General features: G+C 49.9%; 24 protein-coding genes. 2 read left to right on the forward strand and 22 right to left on the reverse strand.

All coding sequences use genetic code 11. The features are described from left to right. Positions 1 to 9: 9 nt before the first annotated feature. The 6 genes from DWZ40_RS03255 to DWZ40_RS03280 form a co-directional block, all read right to left on the reverse strand. Positions 10 to 891: a branched-chain amino acid ABC transporter permease gene (locus tag DWZ40_RS03255; protein ID WP_118540742.1), complete on the reverse strand. Its 882-nt coding sequence runs from the start codon at positions 889 to 891 to the stop codon at positions 10 to 12. Positions 892 to 1,230: 339 nt separating this feature from the next. After that, on the reverse strand, positions 1,231 to 2,442 hold the full coding sequence (locus tag DWZ40_RS03260) for an ABC transporter substrate-binding protein (protein ID WP_118540744.1): 1,212 nt from the start codon (positions 2,440 to 2,442) through the stop codon (positions 1,231 to 1,233). A 162-nt stretch (positions 2,443 to 2,604) separates the two neighbouring features. Further along, complete coding sequence (locus DWZ40_RS03265) at positions 2,605 to 3,609, reverse strand: NAD(P)H-dependent glycerol-3-phosphate dehydrogenase (RefSeq protein WP_118540746.1); 1,005 nt, start codon at positions 3,607 to 3,609, stop codon at positions 2,605 to 2,607. Positions 3,610 to 3,611: 2 nt separating this feature from the next. Further along, positions 3,612 to 4,250: a glycerol-3-phosphate 1-O-acyltransferase PlsY gene (gene plsY, locus DWZ40_RS03270; protein WP_118540748.1), complete on the reverse strand. Its 639-nt coding sequence runs from the start codon at positions 4,248 to 4,250 to the stop codon at positions 3,612 to 3,614. Then, positions 4,251 to 5,579: a ribosome biogenesis GTPase Der gene (gene der / locus DWZ40_RS03275; RefSeq protein WP_118540750.1), complete on the reverse strand. Its 1,329-nt coding sequence runs from the start codon at positions 5,577 to 5,579 to the stop codon at positions 4,251 to 4,253. Further along, positions 5,572 to 6,948: a DUF512 domain-containing protein gene (locus tag DWZ40_RS03280; protein ID WP_118540752.1), complete on the reverse strand. Its 1,377-nt coding sequence runs from the start codon at positions 6,946 to 6,948 to the stop codon at positions 5,572 to 5,574. Before DWZ40_RS03280 ends, der begins: the two co-directional genes overlap by 8 nt. A 238-nt stretch (positions 6,949 to 7,186) precedes the next feature. Here DWZ40_RS03280 and DWZ40_RS03285 point away from each other — a divergent pair, with 238 nt between their 5' ends. Continuing rightward, on the forward strand, positions 7,187 to 8,395 hold the full coding sequence (locus tag DWZ40_RS03285; protein ID WP_118541209.1) for a ribose-phosphate pyrophosphokinase: 1,209 nt from the start codon (positions 7,187 to 7,189) through the stop codon (positions 8,393 to 8,395). Positions 8,396 to 8,562: 167 nt separating this feature from the next. Here the strand turns inward: DWZ40_RS03285 and pgeF are convergent, their stop codons facing one another. From pgeF to rplS, 6 genes are all read right to left on the reverse strand, one after another. Beyond that, entirely contained in the window at positions 8,563 to 9,426 is an 864-nt protein-coding gene (gene pgeF / locus DWZ40_RS03290) for a peptidoglycan editing factor PgeF (protein ID WP_118540754.1), read from the reverse strand. 26 nt (positions 9,427 to 9,452) lie between these two features. Beyond that, a complete protein-coding gene (locus tag DWZ40_RS03295) occupies positions 9,453 to 9,809 on the reverse strand; it encodes a YraN family protein (protein WP_118540756.1) in 357 nt (118 codons plus the stop codon). 23 nt (positions 9,810 to 9,832) lie between these two features. Further along, entirely contained in the window at positions 9,833 to 10,480 is a 648-nt protein-coding gene (locus tag DWZ40_RS03300; RefSeq protein ID WP_118540758.1) for a ribonuclease HII, read from the reverse strand. A 2-nt stretch (positions 10,481 to 10,482) separates the two neighbouring features. Then, positions 10,483 to 11,343: a ribosome biogenesis GTPase YlqF gene (gene ylqF / locus DWZ40_RS03305; protein WP_118540760.1), complete on the reverse strand. Its 861-nt coding sequence runs from the start codon at positions 11,341 to 11,343 to the stop codon at positions 10,483 to 10,485. 147 nt (positions 11,344 to 11,490) lie between these two features. Beyond that, positions 11,491 to 12,036, reverse strand: coding sequence for a signal peptidase I (gene lepB, locus DWZ40_RS03310; protein WP_118540762.1), 546 nt, complete (start codon positions 12,034 to 12,036; stop codon positions 11,491 to 11,493). Positions 12,037 to 12,193: 157 nt separating this feature from the next. Further along, the gene (rplS, locus tag DWZ40_RS03315; protein ID WP_118532592.1) at positions 12,194 to 12,541 is read right to left on the reverse strand and encodes a 50S ribosomal protein L19; all 348 of its coding nucleotides are present in this window, start codon (positions 12,539 to 12,541) and stop codon (positions 12,194 to 12,196) included. Between the two features lie 368 nt (positions 12,542 to 12,909). Between rplS and DWZ40_RS03320 the strand changes: the two genes are divergently transcribed. Continuing rightward, positions 12,910 to 14,499 carry a potassium/proton antiporter gene (locus tag DWZ40_RS03320; RefSeq protein ID WP_118540764.1) on the forward strand — a complete coding sequence of 530 codons (1,590 nt, stop codon included), beginning with the start codon at positions 12,910 to 12,912 and terminating at the stop codon, positions 14,497 to 14,499. A gap of 1 nt (position 14,500) precedes the next feature. Here DWZ40_RS03320 and trmD read toward each other — a convergent pair whose 3' ends face one another. From trmD to ftsY, 10 genes are all read right to left on the reverse strand, one after another. Continuing rightward, positions 14,501 to 15,253, reverse strand: coding sequence for a tRNA (guanosine(37)-N1)-methyltransferase TrmD (gene trmD, locus DWZ40_RS03325; RefSeq protein WP_118540766.1), 753 nt, complete (start codon positions 15,251 to 15,253; stop codon positions 14,501 to 14,503). Positions 15,254 to 15,279: 26 nt separating this feature from the next. Beyond that, a complete protein-coding gene (gene rimM / locus DWZ40_RS03330) occupies positions 15,280 to 15,792 on the reverse strand; it encodes a ribosome maturation factor RimM (RefSeq protein WP_118541211.1) in 513 nt (170 codons plus the stop codon). A 65-nt stretch (positions 15,793 to 15,857) separates the two neighbouring features. After that, positions 15,858 to 16,085: a KH domain-containing protein gene (locus DWZ40_RS03335; RefSeq protein ID WP_118532606.1), complete on the reverse strand. Its 228-nt coding sequence runs from the start codon at positions 16,083 to 16,085 to the stop codon at positions 15,858 to 15,860. Between the two features lie 17 nt (positions 16,086 to 16,102). Then, the gene (rpsP, locus tag DWZ40_RS03340; protein ID WP_118532608.1) at positions 16,103 to 16,345 is read right to left on the reverse strand and encodes a 30S ribosomal protein S16; all 243 of its coding nucleotides are present in this window, start codon (positions 16,343 to 16,345) and stop codon (positions 16,103 to 16,105) included. 87 nt (positions 16,346 to 16,432) lie between these two features. Continuing rightward, positions 16,433 to 17,794, reverse strand: coding sequence for a signal recognition particle protein (gene ffh, locus DWZ40_RS03345; RefSeq protein WP_118540768.1), 1,362 nt, complete (start codon positions 17,792 to 17,794; stop codon positions 16,433 to 16,435). 42 nt (positions 17,795 to 17,836) lie between these two features. Further along, a complete protein-coding gene (gene ylxM / locus DWZ40_RS03350) occupies positions 17,837 to 18,178 on the reverse strand; it encodes a YlxM family DNA-binding protein (protein ID WP_118540770.1) in 342 nt (113 codons plus the stop codon). Positions 18,179 to 18,264: 86 nt separating this feature from the next. After that, a complete protein-coding gene (gene nth, locus DWZ40_RS03355; protein ID WP_118541213.1) occupies positions 18,265 to 18,900 on the reverse strand; it encodes an endonuclease III in 636 nt (211 codons plus the stop codon). A 68-nt stretch (positions 18,901 to 18,968) separates the two neighbouring features. Beyond that, entirely contained in the window at positions 18,969 to 20,234 is a 1,266-nt protein-coding gene (locus tag DWZ40_RS03360; RefSeq protein WP_118540772.1) for a chloride channel protein, read from the reverse strand. A gap of 13 nt (positions 20,235 to 20,247) precedes the next feature. Beyond that, entirely contained in the window at positions 20,248 to 21,510 is a 1,263-nt protein-coding gene (gene ilvA / locus DWZ40_RS03365) for a threonine ammonia-lyase (protein WP_118540774.1), read from the reverse strand. A 90-nt stretch (positions 21,511 to 21,600) separates the two neighbouring features. Then, positions 21,601 to 22,539, reverse strand: coding sequence for a signal recognition particle-docking protein FtsY (gene ftsY, locus DWZ40_RS03370; protein WP_118540776.1), 939 nt, complete (start codon positions 22,537 to 22,539; stop codon positions 21,601 to 21,603). Between the last annotated feature and the right edge of the window lie 23 nt (positions 22,540 to 22,562).

The raw sequence follows: 22,562 nt of genomic DNA on the forward strand, positions 1-22,562 counted from the left end.
TCCATTCACCTACACTTTCTCCGTAATCTTTTTGCCCAGGATTCCGGTAGGACGTACCAGAAGCACCACGATCAGTACGGTAAATACGATCGCATCGGAAAGCTGGGAAGAAATATATGCTTTGGAAAGGTTCTCGATCACACCTAACAGCACGCCGCCGATGAGTGCGCCCGGAATCGAACCGATTCCACCGAATACAGCTGCTACGAATGCCTTAATACCAGGCATGGAGCCAGTATACGGAGTCAGGGACGGATATGCGGAGCAAAGCAGTGCACCTGCAACTGCTGCCAGTGCAGAACCGATTGCAAAGGTGATCGCAATGGTGCTGTTTACATTGATACCCATCAGTGTTGCAGCGCCGGTATCCTCAGATACCGCCAGCATAGCCTGACCAACCTTGGTCTTGTTGATAAAGGTTGTCAGAGCCACCATGATGACAATACAGGTAATGATTGTAACCATGGTAACACCGGAAATAGACAGCGCACCACCGGCCAGCTTTAAGCTTGGCACGTTCACAACGGATGTAAACTGGCGCGCGTTGGAGCCAAAGATCAGCAGTGCCACATTCTGCAGCAGATAGCTGACACCGATGGCTGTAATTAAGACCGCAAGGGAAGATGCACCGCGCAGCGGTTTATAAGCCACACGCTCGATCACAACGCCAAGCACCGTGCAGGCGATAACTGCGACCAGCACGCCTGCAAGCGGCGGAAGTCCCAGGGTGCTGACCATGGTAAAGATCACAAAGCCACCAACCATAATAATATCACCATGAGCGAAATTCAGCATTCTCGCAATACCATAAACCATGGTATAACCCAGCGCAATGATCGCGTAGACACTGCCCAGGCTGATTCCATTGATCAAATAAGACAGAAAACTCATGTACCTACCACCTCTTTACTTTTTTCCTATAGAATAAAACATAACTGGAATTATAACATAGTCATATTTGAAGTTCAAGCAGAAGTTCGTGAAACTGCACCATTTGTCCGTTAACCAAAGACAAACCTGCAAAACATCGCAGGTCAGGACATACAAAGGAAAATTTGAGCTTCAATCAGTTGGTATGTTATTTGCGACTTTGTACTGTGTAAAGCAAAAAAGAGGACCGCCCACGTAAGACGATCCCCTTTTGGATATTGCGTTGCTGTTCACATATGCGTGCCTGACAACGTGATTTCATTTTTTCACATTGTTTTTTCACATCGCGTAAACCGCCAATTACTGCATCTCGTACTCGCCGTTTACGATCTTAACAGCCTTCGGTGCCTTGTTCGGCTCGCCGTTTGCATTCCAAACCATGCCTACACCAGTCAGACCATCAATAGAGATCTCGGTCATAGCTGACTTTAATGCATCACAAATATCGGAAGCGCTCATATCGGCGGTAACGCCAGCCTGCTCAACTGCTGCCTTGATTGCGTAAATTGCATCGTAGGAATCTGCAGCGAACTGGTTCGGCTCGATGCCGTAAGCTGCTACATAAGCCTCGGTGAATGCCTTACTGCTCTCCTCAGTGGTGGAGAACGGGGTTAAGAGCATCAGACCCTCTGCCAGGGAAGTATCGAAGTTCGTTACAGAAAGGATACCATCCATACCGTCACAGCCAAAGAAGATCGGAGCGAACTCTTTGTCGTGTGCCTGCTTTAAGATGATGGAAGCCTCCTGATAATAGATCGGAAGGAATACCAGCTCTGCGCCAGCGTCTTTTGCCTTGTCGAGCTGTACGGAGAAGTCGGTATTGCTGTCTGCGGTAAATGCCTCGTCAGCTACGATCTCCAGACCCTGGTTTGCTGCCTCTGCAACAAATGCCTCACGGATACCAGAAGAATACTCGGTAGAGCTGTCGTAGATGATCGCGATCTTGGTAGCCAGCTTGTTCTCGCCAATGTACTTAGCGGAAGCAGTACCCTGATCCGGGTCAGCGAAGCATACGCGGAATGCGTTATCGGTTGCTACGCACTCAACTGCGGAACCGGACGGAGTGATCAGGAACATGTTGTCAGCCTCTGCCTCTGCACCTACAGCGATACACGGTTTGGAAGTGGTCGGACCGTCTAATACCTGCATACCCCAGTCTTTTAAGGTGTTATATGCGTTGATGGATTTCTCCGGATCGTTCTCGTCATCCTCAGCCTTGGTCTCGATCATCATACCGTTGATACCGCCAGCCTCGTTGATCTCCTTTGCTGCCAGCTCTGCGCCGTTTGCTACTGCATTACCGTAAGCTGCGCCTGCACCGGTTAACGGTCCGATGACACCAACTTTTAAGGTGCCGCCTTCTGCTGCTGCCTCAGTCTCTGCACCCTTTGCTGCAGTGGTCTCAGCATCGCCTGCTGCCGCGGTAGTCTCTGCCGGCTTGCTGCCGCCACATGCTGCTAAAGATGCTGCCATCATAGCTGCCATACCAAAACTAAGCAGTTTTTTCTTCATAATATTTCCTCCTCTTAATGAAAACAGGCTTCCTGAACCTTCAGGAAGCCGTGCCCTTAAAGTTGAACTAATTATAGTAGTCCGAAAAACACTTGTCAAGAACTTTCTTACGTTAAAGTGAAAATAAAGTAAAATATTGCGGGATTTCCGTTCAGAAAATTCCTACCACGGAATATTTTTACTTTCCACTGTTTTATCCCGCAGCATCAGGTCTGCCACTGCTTCTTTTGCGGATTTTCCATCAAAGAGCACTTCATTGACCGACTCGATGATCGGCATGGAAACCTGGTATTTACGTGCAAGGGCCAATCCCGCCTTTGCGGAATAGACGCCTTCAACCACCATCTGGACCTCATCCATGGCTTCCTTCATGGTATAGCCTTTTCCGATGAGGATACCGGCGCGACGGTTGCGGCTGTGCATGCTGGCACAGGTTACAATCAGGTCGCCGATCCCGGTCAGACCGCCAAAGGTCTCTGCTTTTCCGCCCATCGCGATGCCGAGACGGCTGATCTCAGCCACACCGCGCGTAATGAGCGCTGCCTTGGTGTTGTCACCATAGCCAAGGCCGTCTGCGATTCCGGCTGCCAGGGCAATGACATTCTTTAATGCACCGCCAATCTCGATTCCCAGGATGTCCGGGCTGATATAGACACGGAATACCGGACTCATAAAGATATTCTGGATCTTTTCTGCCGTTTCACGGGTCTTTGCACCTGCCACACAGGTGGTCGGAAGGCCGCGGCTTACTTCCTCCGCATGGCTTGGTCCGGAAAGGACGGCCACATCCGCTCCCGGAAGTTCTTCTTCGAGAATGTCCGTCAGCGTCATCAGGGTTGCTTCCTCTATTCCCTTCGCCACATTGACCACAAGCTGTCCCTCTGCCAAAAACGGTTTCATCTTTTTTGCAGTCTCCCGCACATAGATGGAAGGAACCGCAGTCACCAGAAGATCCTTATCTTTCATAGCTGACGCTAAATCTGCCGTAAATTCCATGTCATCCGGAAGCACCAGGTCCGGAAGTGTTTTTAAGCCTCTGGTTTCTTTCAGGCTTTCCACCTCTTTTTCAAAAGCGGACCATACGGTTACCTGATGTCCGTTCGCAGAAAGCAGGGACGATAACGCGATACCCCAGCTTCCGGCTCCGATCACACCGATTCTTGCCATAGTCACGATTCCTTTCTGGCACCCAGTTTATTCTCTGTGCCGTTTAACAGTCGTTTGATGTTTGCGTGATGGCGCCAGATTCCCATAACAGAAATCAGACCTGCCAGCACATAAAATTCTGTCAAATGCGCCGCCGCAATGCCAAAGTCACCGCGTGCGCCGCAGATTATCATACCGATAAAGAAACAGATCATCACCAGGATCGATCCTAAGGAAACATAGCGGGTGATGGCTACTGCCGCCACAAATACCGCCAGGCAGACCAGCATAACCCGCCAGTCCGTGGATGCAAGGAGACCTGCGGATGCCGCAATGCCCTTTCCGCCCTTAAAGCCCATGTAAAACGGAAAATTGTGTCCCAGGATCACACCAAATCCGGTGTAAAGTAAGTATACATACAGCATTTCCGGCTGGCTGCGGAATAAAAACCGGGTTAGCAGGCAGGCAACGATCATCTTGCCTGCATCGCCCAAGAATACGATCAGTCCCGCTTTTTTGCCCATCACACGAAGGACGTTGGTGCTGCCGGAGTTTCCGCTTCCATAGTTGCGGATATCCATATGTTTGGATCGGCTGTAAAGATAACCGGTCTGAAACAGACCGAACACATAACCCATGATCAGACAGACTGCCCGTTCCATTTAGTTCTCCTTTCCATTTCTTTCACGGATCAGGAATTTCAGAGCGGTACCCTTAAATCCGAAGGATTCGCGGATCCGGTTCTCCAAGTATCTCACATAGGAGAAATGCATCAGTTCTTTGTCGTTTACAAAAATTACAAAGGTCGGCGGTTTTACCGCTACCTGGGTCATGTAGTAGAGCTTTAAGCGCTTGCCCTTGTCAGACGGCGGCTGCTGCATGGCAACGGCCTCGGTCATGATCTCGTTGAGCACACCGGTCGCAATGCGCAGGGTCTGGTTCTCGCGGACCATATCGATCAGCTCGAACATCTTATTCATACGCTGTCCGGTCACTGCGGAAATGAATACCATCTCTGCATACTGCATGAAGGACAGGGTGTCCTTGATCTTTCTGGTAAACTCGTAGATGGTCTTGTCGTTCTTCTCGACTGCATCCCACTTGTTCACAGCCACGATGATGCCCTTGCCGCGGTCATGGGCAATACCGGCGATCTTCGCATCCTGCTCGGTCACACCCTCGGTCGCATCGATGACCAGAATGACCACATCGGCACGCTCTACGGCAGATACGGTACGGATGATGCTGTAGCGCTCCAAATCCTCCTTGATCTTGCTCTTGCGGCGGAGTCCTGCCGTATCGATGAAGATATACTCAGTTCCGTTGTAGACAACCTCGGTATCAACTGCATCACGGGTTGTTCCTGCGATGTTGGAAACGATCACGCGGTTTTCGCCAAGCAGCTTATTAATAATAGAAGATTTTCCTACGTTCGGCTTTCCGATGATGGCAACACGCGGGCGCTCATCCTCCTCTTCCTCTAACTGGTCTAAGGTGAAGTGCTTGGATACTTCATCCAGCAGGTCACCGATTCCCAGACGGGAAGCTGCGGATACCGGGATCGGGTCACCGATTCCCAGGTTATAGAACTCGTAGACATCGTTTCCAAATTTCTGGATGCTGTCTACTTTATTGACTGCCAAAACAACCGGCTTTCCGGATTTGCGGAGCATGTCCGCTACTTTGGAGTCGGAATCCTGCAGACCCTGACGCACATCCACAATGAAGATGATGACGTCTGCAGTGTCGATCGCGATCTGCGCCTGCTCACGCATCTGCGCAAGAATGATGTCACGGCTGTCCGGCTCAATACCGCCGGTATCAACCAGGGTAAAGTTCATGTTCAGCCAGGTGCAGTCCGCATAGATTCTGTCTCGGGTTACTCCAGGGGTATCCTTTACGATGGAGATGGTCTCACCTGCCAGTACATTGAACAGGGTGGACTTTCCCACGTTCGGGCGCCCTACAATGGCAACGATTGGTTTACTCATATGTGATCTCCTTTAATTCATATCCGTCATAAACGGTATCTTGTTCTTCTTCCAGGCCAAGAACGGCATCCACCAGATCCTGACCGCTTGATTTTACAATATTCACCGGGACTTGTAAAGCATTTTGCACATCCGTACGGGTAAGGTCGTCGAGGAGTGTTTCCTCTCCGCTCCGGAACATACAGATTGGAAGCAGCAGTCTCTCACCCAGTGGAACCACAGAAAGCTGTTTTTCCAGATCCTGACCGGTAATCAGTCCGGCTACGGTAATGCTCTCTCCAAAAAAGTCATTGCGGATCGCATACAGATTCACCTTTTTCTGTGGGAACTTCGCCTCGATCTTATCCAGCTGTTTACGCAGATACGGATAAGCCAGACGTCCGGTTGCAATGGACAATACCTCCGGCTTTACCTGCAGGTTTTCCGGAAGTGCCTCCAGGGCTTCCGTCACTTCGCTGTCCAGAAGCCGCAGCATACCCACGCCGTTTTCCAGCTGTGGGAATCCGTCATACCGTTCTGTCTCCGGGAGTTCCCGCTCTGCCAGAATATAAAACTCATCACTGGCATGGATAAAATGGAAGCCATACTGCTCGTATACGATCTTCTGCCATTTTTCAATGATGTCAATGGCACTCTCCGCATCTTCCTTCTCAAATGGCTTTAACGGATACAACCCATCCCGGTATTTGGAAAGTCCGACCGGCACGACCGAAGCACTCTGCATATATGGAAGATACTTTGTCATATCCCGGATGGTATGGTCTAGTTCTTCCCGGTCATTGACCCCCTTGCACAAAACGATCTGCCCGTTCATGGGAATCCCGGCTTCGCAGAGGCGGTCGATCTTCTTTAACGCGTCTCCGGCAAACCGGTTGTGCAGCATCTCACAGCGCAGCTTCGGATTGGTCGTATGGACCGAAATGTTGATCGGTGCCAGTTTAAAATCAATGATACGCTGGATGTCGTGCTCCTTCATATTGGTCAGGGTCACATAGTTTCCCTGCAGGAACGAGAGGCGGGAGTCATCGTCCTTGAAATAAAGTGTTTCCCGCATGCCCGGCGGCATTTGGTCGATGAAACAGAAAATGCACTTGTTGCTGCAGGACTTGTAATCACTCATAAGTCCATTCTCAAAGGTAATACCCAGATCCTGGTACTCATTTTCGATCTCCAGCTCCCACTGCTCTCCGTCTGCCTTTTCCACCAACATGACCATGCTTTCACTGTCTACATAATATTCATAATCAAAGATATCTTCTACTTCATTTCCGTTGATCGTGAGCAGGCGGTCGCCCGGCTCTAACTCCAGCTCCTCTGCGATGGAACCCGGATCGACGGATTTTATCAGATGACCTTTTTGTTTCTTCATATAATATCCTTTCTGTATTGCACTCTTTTCATCATAACAAGATTCCCGTTCTTTGTCAAAGCTATCCGCGCATACCTTCCACCCAAACGCCGGATTTTTGTGTATTTTTTTATAAAATACCCGTGAACTCTTGACGCACCCATTTTTTAAGGATATAAATAGGATGAATTCTGTTGCTGTCCGCATTCTGTGTACAGTAACCAAAACCACAATATTCTACCTGAAGGAGTATGTACCAATGCCTAACAACTATGTGTTTAATGACATTCTGCCGGTAGCGCCGTTAAAGCTCGCTGCCCTGGAAAGCTGTAAGGATCTGGCAACCAAGGTAAACGACCACATTGTTACCTTCCGCCGCAACGACACCGAGGAACTGCTTCGCCGAAAGCAGGACTTAAACTACCGCGGCTACGATGTCGATTCCTATCTTCTGGACTACAAATGTCCGCGTTTTGGTTCCGGCGAGGCGAAAGCTGTCATCAATGAATCGGTCCGCGGCGTTGACCTTTTCGCCATGGTGGATGTCACCAACTACAGCATCCCGTACAGTGTCTGCGGTTACACCAACCATATGTCCCCGGATGACCATTTCCAGGATCTGAAACGACTGATCGGTGCTTCTGTTGCCACCGCACACCGTGTCAACGTTGTTATGCCATTTTTATATGAAGGACGCCAGCACAAGCGCACCAAACGTGAATCCTTAGACTGCGCTATGGCGCTCGAAGAGCTGATCTCCATGGGTGTCTCCAACATCATCACCTTTGACGCCCACGACCCGCGTGTCCAGAACGCAATCCCGCTTAGCGGCTTTGATAACTTCATGCCGACTTACCAGTTCGTAAAAGCCCTGTTCAGCCATGACAAATCCTTAAAAATCGACAAAGACCATCTGATGATCATCAGCCCGGATGAGGGCGCCATGAACCGTGCCGTTTACCTGGCTAACAACCTGGGCGTTGACATGGGTATGTTCTACAAGCGCCGTGACTATTCCAGAGTCATCAACGGCCGCAACCCGATCGTGGCTCATGAGTTCCTGGGTACTTCCGTAGAAGGCAAGACCGTTCTCATCATCGATGATATGATCGCATCCGGTGAGAGCATGCTGGATACCGCAAGGGAATTGAAGGACCGCAAGGCAGAAAAGGTCATCATCTGCTGCACCTTCGGTCTGTTCACCAGCGGACTGGAGAAATTTGACCAGTATTACCAGAACGGCTACATTGACTACGTCATCACCACCAACTTAAACTACCGCCCGAAAGAGCTGTTAGACCGCGAGTGGTATCTGGAAGCTGATATGAGCAAGTATCTTGCAGCCATCATCAACTCCTTCAACCACGACGTTTCCATCGGCGCTGCACTTTCCCCGACCGAGAAGATCCAGAAGCTGATAAAGCGGTATCACAACGATGGCTACGATTACTTCCAAACGATCCAGTAAATTTACGTGGAATCAGATCCGCCCTGTCCGGTTTTTCCTCTGGAGTAGACTGGCAGACACCAAAATACTTTAAGCAAAATACTTTAAGCATGAAAAAAGAACTTTACACAGTATACCATCTGCTGTGTGAAGTTCTTTTTTTAGAAAATAGTAATGGTTCCTGGCGCTCACTCTTTGAGTACCAGAAAAGCTGCCAGATTTCCCCGCTCCGTTCCCATGATCCGGTGGGAAAAGAGATGTTCCGGATTGCAGCGCGTGCATATGTCCGTCGTGTGAATCTGGTCTTTGGGGATTCCTGCCTCGTTTAATATGATCTGGTTTGCCCGCCACAGATCCACCTGGTATTTTCCATTTTCTTTCCGGTAAAACAATTCTGCATGATATTTCTTTGCGAAGTTTCCTGCAAATTCCTCAGCCACCTCCGGTCCTACCTCAAAGCAGTCCTGGCAGATGCTTGGCCCGATGCATGCGACCACATCCACAGGATCCGTTCCGTACTCACGGTTCATGGCCTCCAGGGTCGCTTTTCCCATGCGGTGCACGGTTCCGCGCCAGCCGGAATGGGACAGGCCGATTGCCTTATGAACCGGGTCCACAAAGTACAGCGGGACACAGTCCGCATAAAACGTCACCAGCGTAATACCCGGAATGTTGGTGATCAGTCCGTCCACATCCTGGTAATCCCGCTCTTTCCCGATGCCTTTTCCTGCGTCTGCTTCTGTCACGGTCCGCACGTTTGTCGTATGTGTCTGATAGGAAAGTACCATACGATCCACATCGGTACCCAGAATCGATGCCATGCGGCGGTAATTTTCCATCACATACGCGGGGTCATCGTTCCGGGTGAAGCTAAAATTCATTGTGGAGAAAACGCCTTCGCTGACACCGCCATGACGGGTAGAAAAAGCATGACTCACCAGACCGGTTTCGTCCAGAGCAGGAAATGCCAGATAGGTGACGCCGTTTTTCTCACGGATTTCGATTTCCGGATGGTTGCTGTTCCGCTTACGGATCCACGCTTGCTGTTCCATCTTCTCATCTCCTATATCGTATTCTTTCATTCAAATGCATCCCGGATCCAGCTAATCTGATCTCCCAGAATACTCACAACATCAAAGCGGCATGGCATGTTTTCCCGGTAACGGCGACTGTACAGATAAAACTGCGCTGTATAGCGGATTTTCTGCTGTTTGGCATAACCAACTGCCTCTGCAGGCATTCCATTCCGGGCTGTTTTCCGGTACTTTACCTCAAAAAACACCAGATAACGCCCGTCCCGCCCAATCAGATCAATCTCTCCCTGACGGCAGCGGAAATTGTGTTCCAGAATCTTCACACCCTGACGCGTCAGATACTGTGCCGCCAGATTCTCCTTGATGCTTCCGGTCTCCCGTTTATTTTCTTTGTTTTCCATTCATATTCCCCGGAATTTTTTCCTCACTGCACAAAATTCTTAATAAAGCTCCTGCGGTGAATCGGCGTCGGTCCAAATTCCTTCAGCGCCGCAATATGCGCGGCGGTTCCGTATCCCTTATGCTTGGCAAATCCATATTCCGGGAATAAGGTGTCGTACTCCAGCATCATATGGTCCCTGGTCACTTTGGCCAGGATGCTGGCTGCCGCAATGGAAACGCTCTTGGCGTCACCCTTGATGATCGGCACCTGATTGATTGCCACGCCCGGGATCGTCACGGCATCATTCAATAGCAGATCCGGCTGTACCACAAGTCCGGCAATGGCCTGACGCATCGCCTCGTAGGTTGCCTGCAGAATGTTGATCTCATCGATCACATCCGGCCCCACAATGCCGACACTCCACGCAACGGCCTTTTCCTTGATTTCCTCAAACAGCACTTCCCTGCGCTTCTCGGAAAGCTTTTTGGAATCATTCAAAAACAGGATTTCACAATCCACCGGCAGGATTGCCGCACCGGCTACCACCGGGCCTGCCAATGGTCCACGTCCTGCCTCATCGATCCCACAGATTGCGCTGCAGGCTGCATAAGTGTCCTCGTACTCCCGCATCAGGGCCAGACGGGCACGCTCTGCCTCCAGCTTTTCTCCCTTTAATGTCCGAAGTGCCATGGTTACGCCTCCTCTGCCTTCTTCACCGGCGGGAACTCCAGGGTAATGCGTCCCAGTTTTCCGCTGCGGTAATCGTCAATTACCAGCGCTGCCGCACGGCTGTAATCCGGCTCGCCGCCCTTTGCCAGGCATCCGCGTACCTTGGCCACCTGAATCAGCAGGTTTTCGTCGGAAGATTCATCAATCTTATAACGGTCTTTTAAGACATCCGGATAATGTTTCTGAAGCAGTTTTAAAAGTTCCAGAGCCAGCTCATCTTTGTTTAAGATTTCATCGTTGATGGAACCGATGAACGCCAGCAGCAGTCCCACTCTCTGATCCTCAAACTTCGGCCAGAGAATCCCAGGAGTGTCTAAAAGTTCCAGTGTCTTGTTCAAACGGATCCACTGGTTGCCTTTGGTCACACCAGGCTTATTCCCAGTCTTCGCGCAGGCTTTTCCGGCAAAGGAATTGATAAAGGTAGATTTTCCTACATTCGGGATTCCCACTACCATGGCACGGATTGGTCGGTTCATGATGCCTCTGCGGCGGTCGCGTTCAATCTTCTCTTTGCACGCTTCCTGTACGACACCATGAATCTGTTTTAATCCTGCCCCGCTGCGGGAATTGATCTTCACCACATAGTAACCCTTTTCCTTGAACCATGCAGTCCAGGCCTCGTTATAGCGCTCGCTGGACAGATCGGACTTATTTAAAAGGATCAGTCTTGCCTTGCCCTTTCCAAGTTCATCAATATCCGGATTGCGGCTGGCTAACGGCACACGGGCGTCCACCACTTCAATGATCAGGTCAATGAGTTTGATGTCTTCTTTCATGGCACGTTTTGCTTTGGTCATGTGCCCTGGATACCACTGTATATTCACGGATTTTCCTCCTGTATAATCTGTTTTCTATTCTGTTTCATATTCTGTGTGTCTCTGCTGTGTTCTTTTTTGCAGCTTTCCTGTTCCCGCACAAAGACAATTTCCATTTCCGTTTTTCCACTTTTTCAAACGGCTTTCTGTTTTCCGTCAGGACCGGATCAGGCCGATCCGGATCAGCGGGAACAAACGCAGCCACACCTTTCCGATGATCTGGTCCTCCCGCACATTGCCGATGTTTGCGAAGCGGCTGTCTTCACTGCTGTCCGGGTTATCCCCGAGAAGAAAATATTCCTGTTCTTCCAATTTAACCGGTTTTTCTGCCAGTCCGGCAAGGGAAATCTTGCGGTCTTCCGGGAGTGCAACCTTTTCCTGGTTCACATAGAGTTCCCCATCTATGATCTGAATCTCGTCTCCCGGAATTCCGACCACGCGCTTTACATTCGTCTTCTGGTCTTCCCGCTCAAACACCACCACATCCATACGATCCGGTTTTCCAATCTCGTAGGTCAGGCGGTTCATCAAAACAATGTCGCTGGAGCTTAAAAGCGGATGCATGGACTGGCCATTTACGGTAACCTGCGTTCCGAAAAATACCAGGCAGAACCAGGCAAACGCCAGCACGACTACCACATCCACAATCCAACCACATATTTTCCGGATCAGATTCTGTTCTTCATTCTGATAAAAATCCACGTAACAGCTCCTTTACGATATGCGTGTAAAAAAATAGGAAGTTGCAAGCAACCTCCCCTTTTCCAATTACGCAAAGAAAAGCCGGGTCTTTCCAGTTTTTCCATGCACAACTACGCAGAAAGGGACAATTTTCATTGTCCCCCTCATCCACGCAAAATTATTTTACTAACTCTTTAACCTTAGCAGCTTTACCTACTCTGTCTCTTAAGTAGTTCAGTTTTGCACGTCTTACTTTACCTCTTCTAACAACCTCGATGTTGTCTACGAATGGGGAATGAACTGGCCAGGTCTTCTCAACGCCGATGCCGTTGGAGTTCTTACGAACGGTGAAAGTCTCTCTTGCGCCGCCGTTCTGTCTCTTGATTACGGTACCCTCGAATACCTGGATTCTCTCACGGTTACCCTCTTTGATCTTGTTGTAGACCTTAACGGTATCGCCTACGGAAAACTCCGGTACGGAAGCCTTTAACTGTGCTGCTTCAATGTTCTTAATAATTTCGTTCATTTGTGTGATCCTCCTTCATATGTTTGATGTTCTTTAATGCTTCTTCCGCAACAGAGGAACATCTCTTTTTCTCGTCACAACAGTGCTATGATAGCATATAGCCAGATAAATTGCAAGCACTATTTTTGCGAATTTGGATTGAATCCGGCTTGCATTTATCCTGGATTCGACCCAGACCAGAACTAACCAGCTATCTGACAGGAAGCCAAAATTTCAATGCCATAAAGATCCTGTTAAAAAGCAAGCACACATCCGAAAATGGTTTGACGAACTACTTTTTTCATCGTTATAATACCTTACATCTCTACTTATAAAAATACACAACACGTCATGCAACTCTTTGCATTACCGCTGGAAAGGAGCGCTTTATGAACCAGATCCTGCTGCTCACCGGAATTGTGATCGTAATCTGCATTTTATCCGGCCGTCTCATCGATAAACTGGGCGTCCCTTCCCTTCTTGCGTTTATCCTGTTGGGCATGTGCTTTGGAGTGGACGGTATCTTTAAAATATCCTTCGATGATTATCAGTTCAGTGAGCTGATCTGTTCCGTCAGCCTTATTTTCATCATGTTTTACGGCGGCTTCGGCAGCAACATCAAAGAGGCAAAGCCGGTCATTCCCCAGGCTATTCTGCTTTCCACAATAGGAGTTCTGCTCACAGCCGGAATTACAGGCCTGTTTATCCACCTGGCATTCAAACGCCCGCTTCTGGAAAGCTTTCTGGTGGCCTCTGTCATCGGCTCTACCGATGCTGCCTCTGTATTCAATATCCTGCGTTCCAAGAGCCTGAACTTAAAAGACAACACTGCTTCTCTCCTGGAAATTGAGTCGGGATCCAACGATCCTGTCTCCTATATGCTGACGGTGATCTTAACCTCCATCCTTACCGGACATTCGGTTCACGTGCCATCCATGCTGTTTTTCCAGGTTGCATTCGGCATAGGCTGCGGCGTGTGCATTGGAAAACTCACTGCCCTTCTCTTAAATAAAGCAGAATTCGATATTGCCCAGGGCAAGACGATCCTTGTCTTTGCAGCAGCCATACTCGCCTACACCATTCCTGATCTGATCGGCGGGAACGGATATTTGAGCGTGTACCTGTGCGGGATCATTCTGGGGAATTCCTATCTTCCCCACAAGCGGGATATGGTGCGGTTTTTCGATGTTCTGACCGGCGTTGCGCAGATGATGATCTTTTTCCTGTTGGGACTGCTCGTCACACCAAGCCAGCTGCCGCAGGTGATCCTGCCCTCTTTTGTGATCATGGCATTCTTAACACTGATCGGACGTCCGTTATCTGCAGCGATACTTTTATCTGGTTTCAAATCTTCATTCGGGCAGATCGGATTGGTATCCTGGGCCGGCTTGCGGGGCGTCGCATCCATTGTGTTTGCCATCTATGTCGTTTTGCGCCAGGTGCCGCTCGGCTATAACCTGTTCAACCTGGTCTTTTGCATTGTGCTGTTATCGATTTCCATTCAGGGTACCCTTCTTCCCTGGATGTCAAAAAAACTCCGCATGATCGATGAACATGCCGACGTGCGCCGTACCTTCAATGATTATCAAGAAGAAGAAAACATCAGCTTCGTGAAATTTCATCTGCTTTCCCAGCATCCCTACGTTGGGAAATGCTTAAAAGAAATCACGCTGCCGCCTAAGCTGCTCGTCGTGGTCCTGATCCGCGGGAATGAAATTTTGGTTCCTAACGGAGACACCTGCCTGAAAGCCGGAGACCTCATGGTTGCGGCAGCAGAAGAATTCCGCGACAGGAAAAATATGACACTTCGGGAAATCACCGTAGACAAAAAGCACAAGTGGAATGGAAAATCCTTAAGTCACATTCCAATGCCGGAAGGGACTCTGGTCGTCATGGTTTCACGGCAAAAAGAAACGATGATACCCACAGGGAATACCATCGTGTATGAAGGAGATGTGCTGGTTTTGGCGAAGTTCTAATTTAGCAGGAAGGATTTTCTTCCTTCTCCGCCATCAGCTCCGCCAGATACTGCCGCTCTTTCTTCGACAGATTGGCGTTTTCCAGAAGATCCGGTCGGCGTTCCAGCGTCCGCTTGATGGACTGCTGCCGTCTCCAGGTCTCGATATTCTTGTGGTGTCCGGAAAGAAGCACCTCCGGCACGCGCATGCCCTCATAAACCTCCGGGCGGGTGTACTGCGGGTACTCTAACAGATTGTCGTGGAAGGACTCGATCTCTGCGGATACATCGTTGTTTAAGACACCTGGCACCAGGCGGGAAATGCAGTCGATCATAACCATGGCCGGAAGCTCGCCGCCGGTCAGCACATAATCGCCCACGGACAGATAATCGGTTACGATCAGTTCCAGGGCGCGTTCGTCGATGCCTTCATAATGTCCGCATAAAAATACCAGGTCTTCTTCCTGCGCCAGTTCTTCCGCGATCTTCTGGTTGAAGGTCTGGCCCTGCGGGGTCATGTAAAGCACACGCGGCCGCTTGCCGATGCGCTCACACAACGCCTCATAAGCATCGCAGACCGGTGCAGCCTGCATGACCATGCCTGCACCGCCGCCGTATGGGGTATCGTCCACATGACCGTGCTTTTCTTTTGTATAATCCCGGATATTGACTGCCTCAATGGAGAGCAGGCCTTTTCCGGCTGCCCGGCCGATGATGCTGGTGTTCAGACCATTTAACACCATCTCCGGGAACAGGGTTAAAATATGATAATTCATCGTTCTGGTTTCCTCCTGCCAGTTTCTTACAGATCCAGAAGACCATCTAAAATGTGAACGGTAACGGTCTGGGTCTCCAGATTGACGTCCAGAATGCACTGCGGAATAGCCGGGAACAGATATTCCTTGCCTTCCAGGCTCTTGATCACGTAGACATCGTTTGCGCCGGTCTGCAGGACATCGGTCAAGGTACCAAACTCCTCTCCCTCATCGGTCACGACCTTCAAGCCGATCAGATCCGTGATAAAGTTTTCGTTCGGAGCCAGTTTGACTGCCTGGTCGCGGCGGATCAACAGATCCTTTCCTTTGTATTTCTCGATGTCGTTGATATTATGAAACTCCTTGAACTTTAAGATGACCATGTTTTTAAAGAACTTTACGCTCTCGATGGATAATGTCATCTGCTCTCTGCCAGTATCAAGGATGACTGTTTTCAATTTTTTAAAACGATTCACATCGTCGGTTGTAGGGTACACTTTGACCTCACCGCGTACACCGTGGGTGGATGAGATCACACCAACTCTTAAGGTATCCTCCATCATTTTGTTCCTCCTATACAAAAAGAAAAACTGCCGCAGGAAAACCCGACGACAGTTTCTAATGGTTACTGTATATCTACAACAACCTTTTTTTCTTCTTTGGAAGCGGCTGCCTTGACAACGGAGCGGATTGCTTTCGCGATGCGTCCCTGTTTGCCAATCACCTTTCCCATATCAGATGGGGCAACCTTTAACTCAATAAAAGTGCCGCTTTCCTTTTCGGTCTCGGTAACAACCACCTCGTCCGGATTGTCAACTAATGCTTTTGCAATAACCTCAACCAGTTCTTTCATAGCGATCACCTCTCAGATTACTGAATACCAGCGGTCTTCAGAAGCTTTGCTACACGGTCGGTCGGCTGTGCGCCGTTTGCTAACCACTCCTTGGTAGCCTCCTCGTCAAACTTGATAACGCTCGGCTCCTGGTTCGGATCGTAAGTACCAACCTCAGCGATGAATCTGCCATCTCTTGGGGATCTGGAATCTGCAACGATGACTCTATAGAAAGGTTTCTTCTTAGCACCCATTCTTCTTAATCTCATCTTTACTGCCATGTCAATTTCACCTCCTTAAAATTATACTGTTCATTTATCAACAAATACAGAAATGCTCTGTACTGTCACCATGTAAGCTGCCTTAGATTAGAAAGGCATTTTCAGCTTTCCGAGCATACCGCCCAGTCCGCCGCGTCCACGCTTGCCGCCCATCATGCCAGGAAGCTGCTTCATCATCTTTTTCATCTGATCAAACTGCTTGGCAATGCGGTTTACCTCGCTGATATCCACTCCTGCGCCCTTTGCGATACGCTGTTTGCGGGAAGGATTTAAGAGGCCCGGATTCGCGCGCTCTTCTTTTGTCATGGACAGGATGATGGCCTCCACGCGGTCCATGGACTTTTCGTCCACCTCCGGGATTCCGCCTTTCATCTGTGACATGCCCGGCATCATGCTCATGATACTGGTCAGTCCGCCCATTTTTTTGATCTGACGCATCTGGTCCAGGAAATCGTTGTAGTCAAACTCTGCTTTGCGCAGCTTCTGGCTCATTTCCTTTGCCTTTTCCTCGTCAACCTCCATCTCGGCTTTCTCGATCAGGGTGAGGATATCTCCCATGCCCAGAATACGGGATGCCATGCGGTCCGGGTAAAACTGTTCCAGATCGGAAAGTTTTTCGCCCATACCTATATATAAAATCGGCTTTCCGGTTACGGCCCGGATGGAAAGGGCTGCACCGCCTCGGGTATCGCCATCCAGTTTGGTGAGGATGACTCCGTCGATACCGACTTTATCCTGGAAATTGGATGCTACATTGACTGCGTCCTGACCGGTCATGGCGTCTACTACCAAAATCGTCTGGTCTACGTTCACAGCCTCTTTGATGTTCTGAAGTTCCTCCATCATGCCTTCATCGACGTGAAGACGTCCGGCGGTATCTAAGATCACCACATTGTAGCCATTCTTTGCCGCGTGCTCCATAGCGGCCTTTGCAATGTTGACCGGGTTCTGATTCTCTCCCATGGAGAAGACCGGAACACCCTGTTTGTCTCCGTTGATCTGGAGCTGCTGGATTGCTGCCGGACGGTATACGTCACAGGCAACCAGAACCGGCTTGCGGCCCTTCGCCTTCAGCTTTCCTGCGATCTTCGCTGTCGTTGTCGTTTTACCTGCACCCTGAAGACCTGCCATCATGATGACGGTAATCTCATTGCCAGGCTTTAATGCGATTTCCGTTGTCTCGGAGCCCATGAGGCGGATCAGTTCTTCGTTAACGATCTTGATCACCATCTGGCCCGGCTGTAAGGAACCAAGCACTTCTTCGCCAACGGCGCGTTCCTGAACGGAGCTTATGAACTGTTTTACAACCTTGAAGCTTACGTCTGCCTCTAAGAGAGCCATTTTTACTTCCTTAAGAGCAGTCTTTACATCCGCTTCGCTTAAACGGCCTTTGCCGCGCAGGTTTTTAAACACGTTCTGCAGTTTATCGGATAAGCTTTCAAACGCCATAGGTAACCTCCTGTTCAGAACCGATCACGGCGTCTGCCGAAATCAAAGTTCCATGATGTCGTTGGAAATCTGTTCAATCTCGTCGATCAGATTTTCATCTTTTGTTTCTTTGAAAATCCGGGTCTTCTTATGGATTTCCTCTACCATGCGGCGTGTAGTCTGGAATTTGCTGATCAGATGCAGCTTTTCTTCATACGCGCTCAAAGTTTTGTCACAGCGCTTGATGAGGTCGTGAACTCCCTGACGGCTGATCCCGTTCTCTTCTGCGATCTCGCTCAAGGACATGTCATTGTATACCACATCCTCGTAGATGCTGCGCTGATGATCTGTGAGCAGTTCTCCATAAAAATCATAAAGTAAACTTTGTTTTACAATGCTTTCCATAACATCACCTTGGCTATCATACACGAAAGTGATGTTGCTGTCAAGTATTTTTTCTTGACACCGCAAAAAAATTTTCTATAACTTTTCTATACCCCGTTTTTCGGGCAGATGTCGTTTAAGCAGCACCGGTCGCAGTACGGCTTTGTGCGGGCCGTGCAGACCTCGCGTCCGTGCCACACCAGACGGTGGCAGAAATCGCTCCCCTCTTCCGGCGGAACCAGCTTCCAAAGTGCCATTTCTACTTTTTTTGGCTCTTTGATGCCGTCCACCAGTCCCATGCGGTTCACCAGGCGGATGCAGTGGGTATCGGTAACGATCGCCGGTTTGTGAAACACATCGCCCATAATGAGGTTGGCGCTCTTTCTTCCCACGCCCGGAAGCTTTAACAGCGCGTCAAAATCCTCCGGGACCTTTCCGCCGTACTCATCGCGCAGCATTTTCATGCAGGCGCTGATGTCGCGGGCTTTGCTCTTTCCCAGTCCGCACGGCTTTACGATCTCTTCGATCTCTTCCACCGGTGCGTCCGCGAGTGCGTTTACATCCGGAAATTTCTCGTAAAGAGCCGGAACGACTTTATTTACCCGCTCATCGGTACACTGTGCTGCCAGACGCACACTCACTAAAAGCTTCCACGCCTCTTCATAATCCAGCGTACAGTCTGCATCCGGGTAGGCTTCCTTCAGTCTTTGGATAATTTCCAGGGTCTTCTGTTTTTTTGTCATAGGATGAACCTCACTATTGCAGGAACAGGTGCCGGTATCGTTCCGATGCATACTGGCACCTGCAATATTTACTCGTTTGATTTTCGGTTAATGAATTCTGTCCGGATCTTGGAATAAACGAACTTCTGGCTGTGGTAGAGCCCATAATATCCAGACAGGGTAAAGCACACTGCCACGGCAATGGCATAATATGGCATTGCGGCAAATCCAAAAAGTTCAAATGCCATGAACATCGTGGACACCGGACAGTTTGTTACGCTTACGAACAGGCATGCCATTCCAACCGATGCGCACAGTCCGACCGGCAGTCCGGTCACCAGGCTCATCAAGTAGCCAAACGCGGCGCCGACCGTCAGCGTCGGCACGATCTCTCCGCCCTTAAAGCCTGCGCCAAGCGCTACTCCGGTAAACAGGATCTTCATCAAAAATGCATAAACCGGAATTCTTTCACCTTCAAATACCATTTCGATGATCTGAGCACCACTTCCGTTGTAAAGCCGCGCCGGAAACAGGAGGGTCAGGACAATAAAGATCGCGGATCCCGCCAGCACGCGGATATAGGGATTCGGAAAAACCTTCCGGTAAGCATGACCACACTGATGCAGGCTGACACAAAGGAAGATTCCGACACAGGCACACAAAATTCCGATGAGCACTGTCAGAAGCGCAGATGAGGCGCCAAACTCCGGCACCAGGCCGATCTCATAATGCTCCGGAGCCAGACCCAGGAATTTTGCCACTGACACACCGACAAACGCCGAAAAAACGCATGGAACCAGAGCCGCATAGTACATAACGCCAATGCTGATGACCTCCATGGCAAACACGGCTGCCGCAAGCGGAGTTCCGAAGATAGCGGAGAACCCGGCACTCATGCCGCACATAATGGCAATCTTTCTGTCCTTCTCATCCAGTCGAAAAGCCTTACCGATCAGGTTTCCCAGGCTTCCGCCAAGCTGCAGTGCTGCTCCCTCCCGGCCGACGGAAGCCGTTGCCAGATGGCTCAGCAGAGTTGAAATAAAGATCAGCGGAGCAGTTGCCGGCGTAACCTCCTCTGTAGAGGAAATAGAATCCAGGACCATATCCGTACCGCGGTTTTTTTCTTCATGTGCAAACCGGTACAGCCATACGATCAGGAGTCCGACAAGCGGAAGCAGATACAACGTCCAGCTGTGGCTCTTCCAGAAAGCAGTTGCTTTCTGGATACCAAGGCCAAACAGGGTTCCGGCCAGACCGATCGTCACACCGGAAATTGCAGAAATAAAGGTCCATTTCAAAAAATAACGTATATTCTGACGGAGTGCCTGAATTGTCTCATTTGTATGTTCTGTCATAATCGTTCACCACTCAGTCGCTGTAGGTGCCCTTGGACTTCACCAGCTTCGGACGGTATCCGGCATCGTTTAATGCCTGCACGATACGGTTCTTATGATCGGTTCCCTCAGCCTCCAGGGTAATGCGCAGCTCTACAGCCGCATTGCGGTTGATGCTGATGAACTGGTTATGCTCCAGCTTGATGACATTGCCGCGCTGCTCTGCAAGCAGGGAAGAAACCTTTGCCAGCTCGCCTGGCTTGTCTGGAAGCAGAACGGATACGGTGAAGATACGGTCTCTCTGGATCAGGCCATGCTGTACTACAGAAGACATGGTGATGACATCCATGTTGCCGCCGCTCAAAATAGAAACGATCTTCTTTTTCTGTACGTTTAAGTGCTTCAGGGCTGCTACGGTTAAGAGGCCGGAGTTCTCGACGATCATTTTATGGTTCTCCACCATATCGAGGAAAGCTACGATCAGCTCGGAATCTTCCACGGTGATGATGTCATCCACATTTTTCTGGATGTACGGGAACAGCTTCTCGCCCGGGCGCTTCACAGCGGTACCGTCTGCGATGGTGTTTACGGTCGGAAGGGTCAGGACATGGCCTGCCTTTAAGGACTCCTGCATGCAGTTTGCGCCAGCCGGCTCCACGCCGATGACTTTAATCTTCGGATTTAATAATTTTGCAAGGGTGGAAACACCGGTGCACAGACCGCCTCCGCCAATCGGAACCAGAATGTAATCTACGGTCGGCAGCTCCTTGATGATTTCCATGGCGATGGTTCCCTGTCCGGTTGCCACATCCAGGTCATTGAACGGATGCACGAAGGTGTAGCCGTGCTCTGCTGCCAGCTCGTAAGCGTGGTCGCATGCCTCATCGAACACATCTCCGTAAAGGACAACATCTGCGCCGTAGCTTCTGGTGCGGTTTACCTTCATAAGCGGTGTGGTGGTCGGCATCACAATGGTTGCCGGAATGCCAGCCAGCTTTGCTGCGTATGCAACACCCTGTGCATGGTTTCCTGCAGATGCGGTGATCAGGCCGCGCTGCTTCTCCTCCTCCGTAAGGGTGCTGATCTTGTAATATGCGCCGCGCACCTTATAAGCACCGGTATACTGCATGTTCTCCGGTTTGAAGTAAACCTTGTTTCCGGTTGCTGCGGAGAAATACTCACTGTAAACCAGTTTGGTCTCCTGGGTCACTTTCTTGACTTCCTCAGAAGCCTCCTCAAATTTTTCGAGGGTTAAGTCCTCTTCCTTCTGCTCTTCTAATACCTTTTCGTTTTCCACGTCTGTAATCTCCTTTTCGTCTGGTGTGGTATCAAAATCCTGTATTGCTTTTTTGTTTCTTATGGCAACGGTATTGCTTCCTGTTTGCGTTTAATCTTCTTTCTTTACATCAAACAGTGCTGTCACAAAATCCTGGGAATTGAACTTCTGGAGATCGTCGATCTTCTCGCCCACTCCCACGTATTTTACCGGGATGCCCAGTTCGGACTGGATCGCAACTGCAATGCCGCCCTTCGCTGTACCGTCCAATTTGGTCAGGATGATGCCGGTGATGTCCGCAACCTCCATAAACTGCTTTGCCTGGGCCATGGCATTCTGACCGGTAGTTCCGTCCAGCACGACCAGCGTCTCGCGGTATGCATCCGGGTATTCCTTGTCGATGATACGGTTGATCTTTTTTAACTCCTCCATCAGGTTCTTTTTGTTGTGAAGACGGCCTGCAGTGTCGCAGATCAGCACATCTGCCTGGCGGGACTTCGCCGCTGCAACGGCATCGTAAATGACGGCTGCCGGGTCAGAACCCTCCTGCTGGGCAATGATCTCTACGCCGGCGCGGTTTGCCCACTCCGTGAGCTGCTCGATCGCTGCCGCACGGAAGGTATCGGCTGCCGCAAGGATGACCTTCTTGCCCTCATCCTTTAACTGGCCTGCCAGCTTACCAACAGAGGTTGTCTTACCAACTCCATTGACACCAATGACCAGGACAACGGATTTGCGGTTTTCAAACTCGTAGGCATTCTCGCCCAAATCCATCTGCTCCCGGATGGAATCGATCAAAAGCTGCTTGCACTCTGCCGGTTCCTTGATGTGCTGCTCCTTTACCTTTTTTCTTAAATCATCCAGCACGGACATGGTGGTCTGGATTCCCAGATCGCCCATGATCAGGGTTTCCTCCAGCTCCTCATAGAAATCCTCATCAATGGCGGAAAAGCCACTGAAAATGGAATCCATGCCGGAAACGATATTCTCACGTGTTTTGTTTAAGCCTTCAACCAGACGGCTGAAAAAGCCCTTCTTCTTTTCTTCCACGCGCACTCCTCCTTGCTTCTTTT

The organism is Clostridium sp. AF32-12BH (genome assembly GCF_003477935.1).
GTDB lineage: Bacteria > Bacillota > Clostridia > Lachnospirales > Lachnospiraceae > Brotaphodocola.

Bases quoted from the DNA above. Each gene is read 5' to 3' on its own strand.
- rimM (WP_118541211.1), bottom strand. From the start codon at position 15,792: ATGGAGGATACCTTAAGAGTTGGTGTGATCTCATCCACCCACGGTGTA.
- DWZ40_RS03295 (WP_118540756.1), bottom strand. From the start codon at position 9,809: ATGGAAAACAAAGAAAATAAACGGGAGACCGGAAGCATCAAGGAGAAT.
- plsY (WP_118540748.1), bottom strand. From the start codon at position 4,250: ATGGAACGGGCAGTCTGTCTGATCATGGGTTATGTGTTCGGTCTGTTT.
- ylxM (WP_118540770.1), bottom strand. From the start codon at position 18,178: ATGGAAAGCATTGTAAAACAAAGTTTACTTTATGATTTTTATGGAGAA.
- DWZ40_RS03285 (WP_118541209.1), top strand. From the start codon at position 7,187: ATGCCTAACAACTATGTGTTTAATGACATTCTGCCGGTAGCGCCGTTA.
- DWZ40_RS03335 (WP_118532606.1), bottom strand. From the start codon at position 16,085: ATGAAAGAACTGGTTGAGGTTATTGCAAAAGCATTAGTTGACAATCCG.
- DWZ40_RS03300 (WP_118540758.1), bottom strand. From the start codon at position 10,480: ATGGCACTTCGGACATTAAAGGGAGAAAAGCTGGAGGCAGAGCGTGCC.
- der (WP_118540750.1), bottom strand. From the start codon at position 5,579: ATGAGTAAACCAATCGTTGCCATTGTAGGGCGCCCGAACGTGGGAAAG.
- trmD (WP_118540766.1), bottom strand. From the start codon at position 15,253: ATGAATTATCATATTTTAACCCTGTTCCCGGAGATGGTGTTAAATGGT.
- pgeF (WP_118540754.1), bottom strand. From the start codon at position 9,426: ATGGAACAGCAAGCGTGGATCCGTAAGCGGAACAGCAACCATCCGGAA.
- DWZ40_RS03255 (WP_118540742.1), bottom strand. From the start codon at position 891: ATGAGTTTTCTGTCTTATTTGATCAATGGAATCAGCCTGGGCAGTGTC.
- DWZ40_RS03360 (WP_118540772.1), bottom strand. From the start codon at position 20,234: ATGACAGAACATACAAATGAGACAATTCAGGCACTCCGTCAGAATATA.
- DWZ40_RS03280 (WP_118540752.1), bottom strand. From the start codon at position 6,948: ATGAAGAAACAAAAAGGTCATCTGATAAAATCCGTCGATCCGGGTTCC.
- DWZ40_RS03320 (WP_118540764.1), top strand. From the start codon at position 12,910: ATGAACCAGATCCTGCTGCTCACCGGAATTGTGATCGTAATCTGCATT.
- rplS (WP_118532592.1), bottom strand. From the start codon at position 12,541: ATGAACGAAATTATTAAGAACATTGAAGCAGCACAGTTAAAGGCTTCC.
- DWZ40_RS03265 (WP_118540746.1), bottom strand. From the start codon at position 3,609: ATGGCAAGAATCGGTGTGATCGGAGCCGGAAGCTGGGGTATCGCGTTA.
- ffh (WP_118540768.1), bottom strand. From the start codon at position 17,794: ATGGCGTTTGAAAGCTTATCCGATAAACTGCAGAACGTGTTTAAAAAC.
- nth (WP_118541213.1), bottom strand. From the start codon at position 18,900: ATGACAAAAAAACAGAAGACCCTGGAAATTATCCAAAGACTGAAGGAA.
- DWZ40_RS03260 (WP_118540744.1), bottom strand. From the start codon at position 2,442: ATGAAGAAAAAACTGCTTAGTTTTGGTATGGCAGCTATGATGGCAGCA.
- rpsP (WP_118532608.1), bottom strand. From the start codon at position 16,345: ATGGCAGTAAAGATGAGATTAAGAAGAATGGGTGCTAAGAAGAAACCT.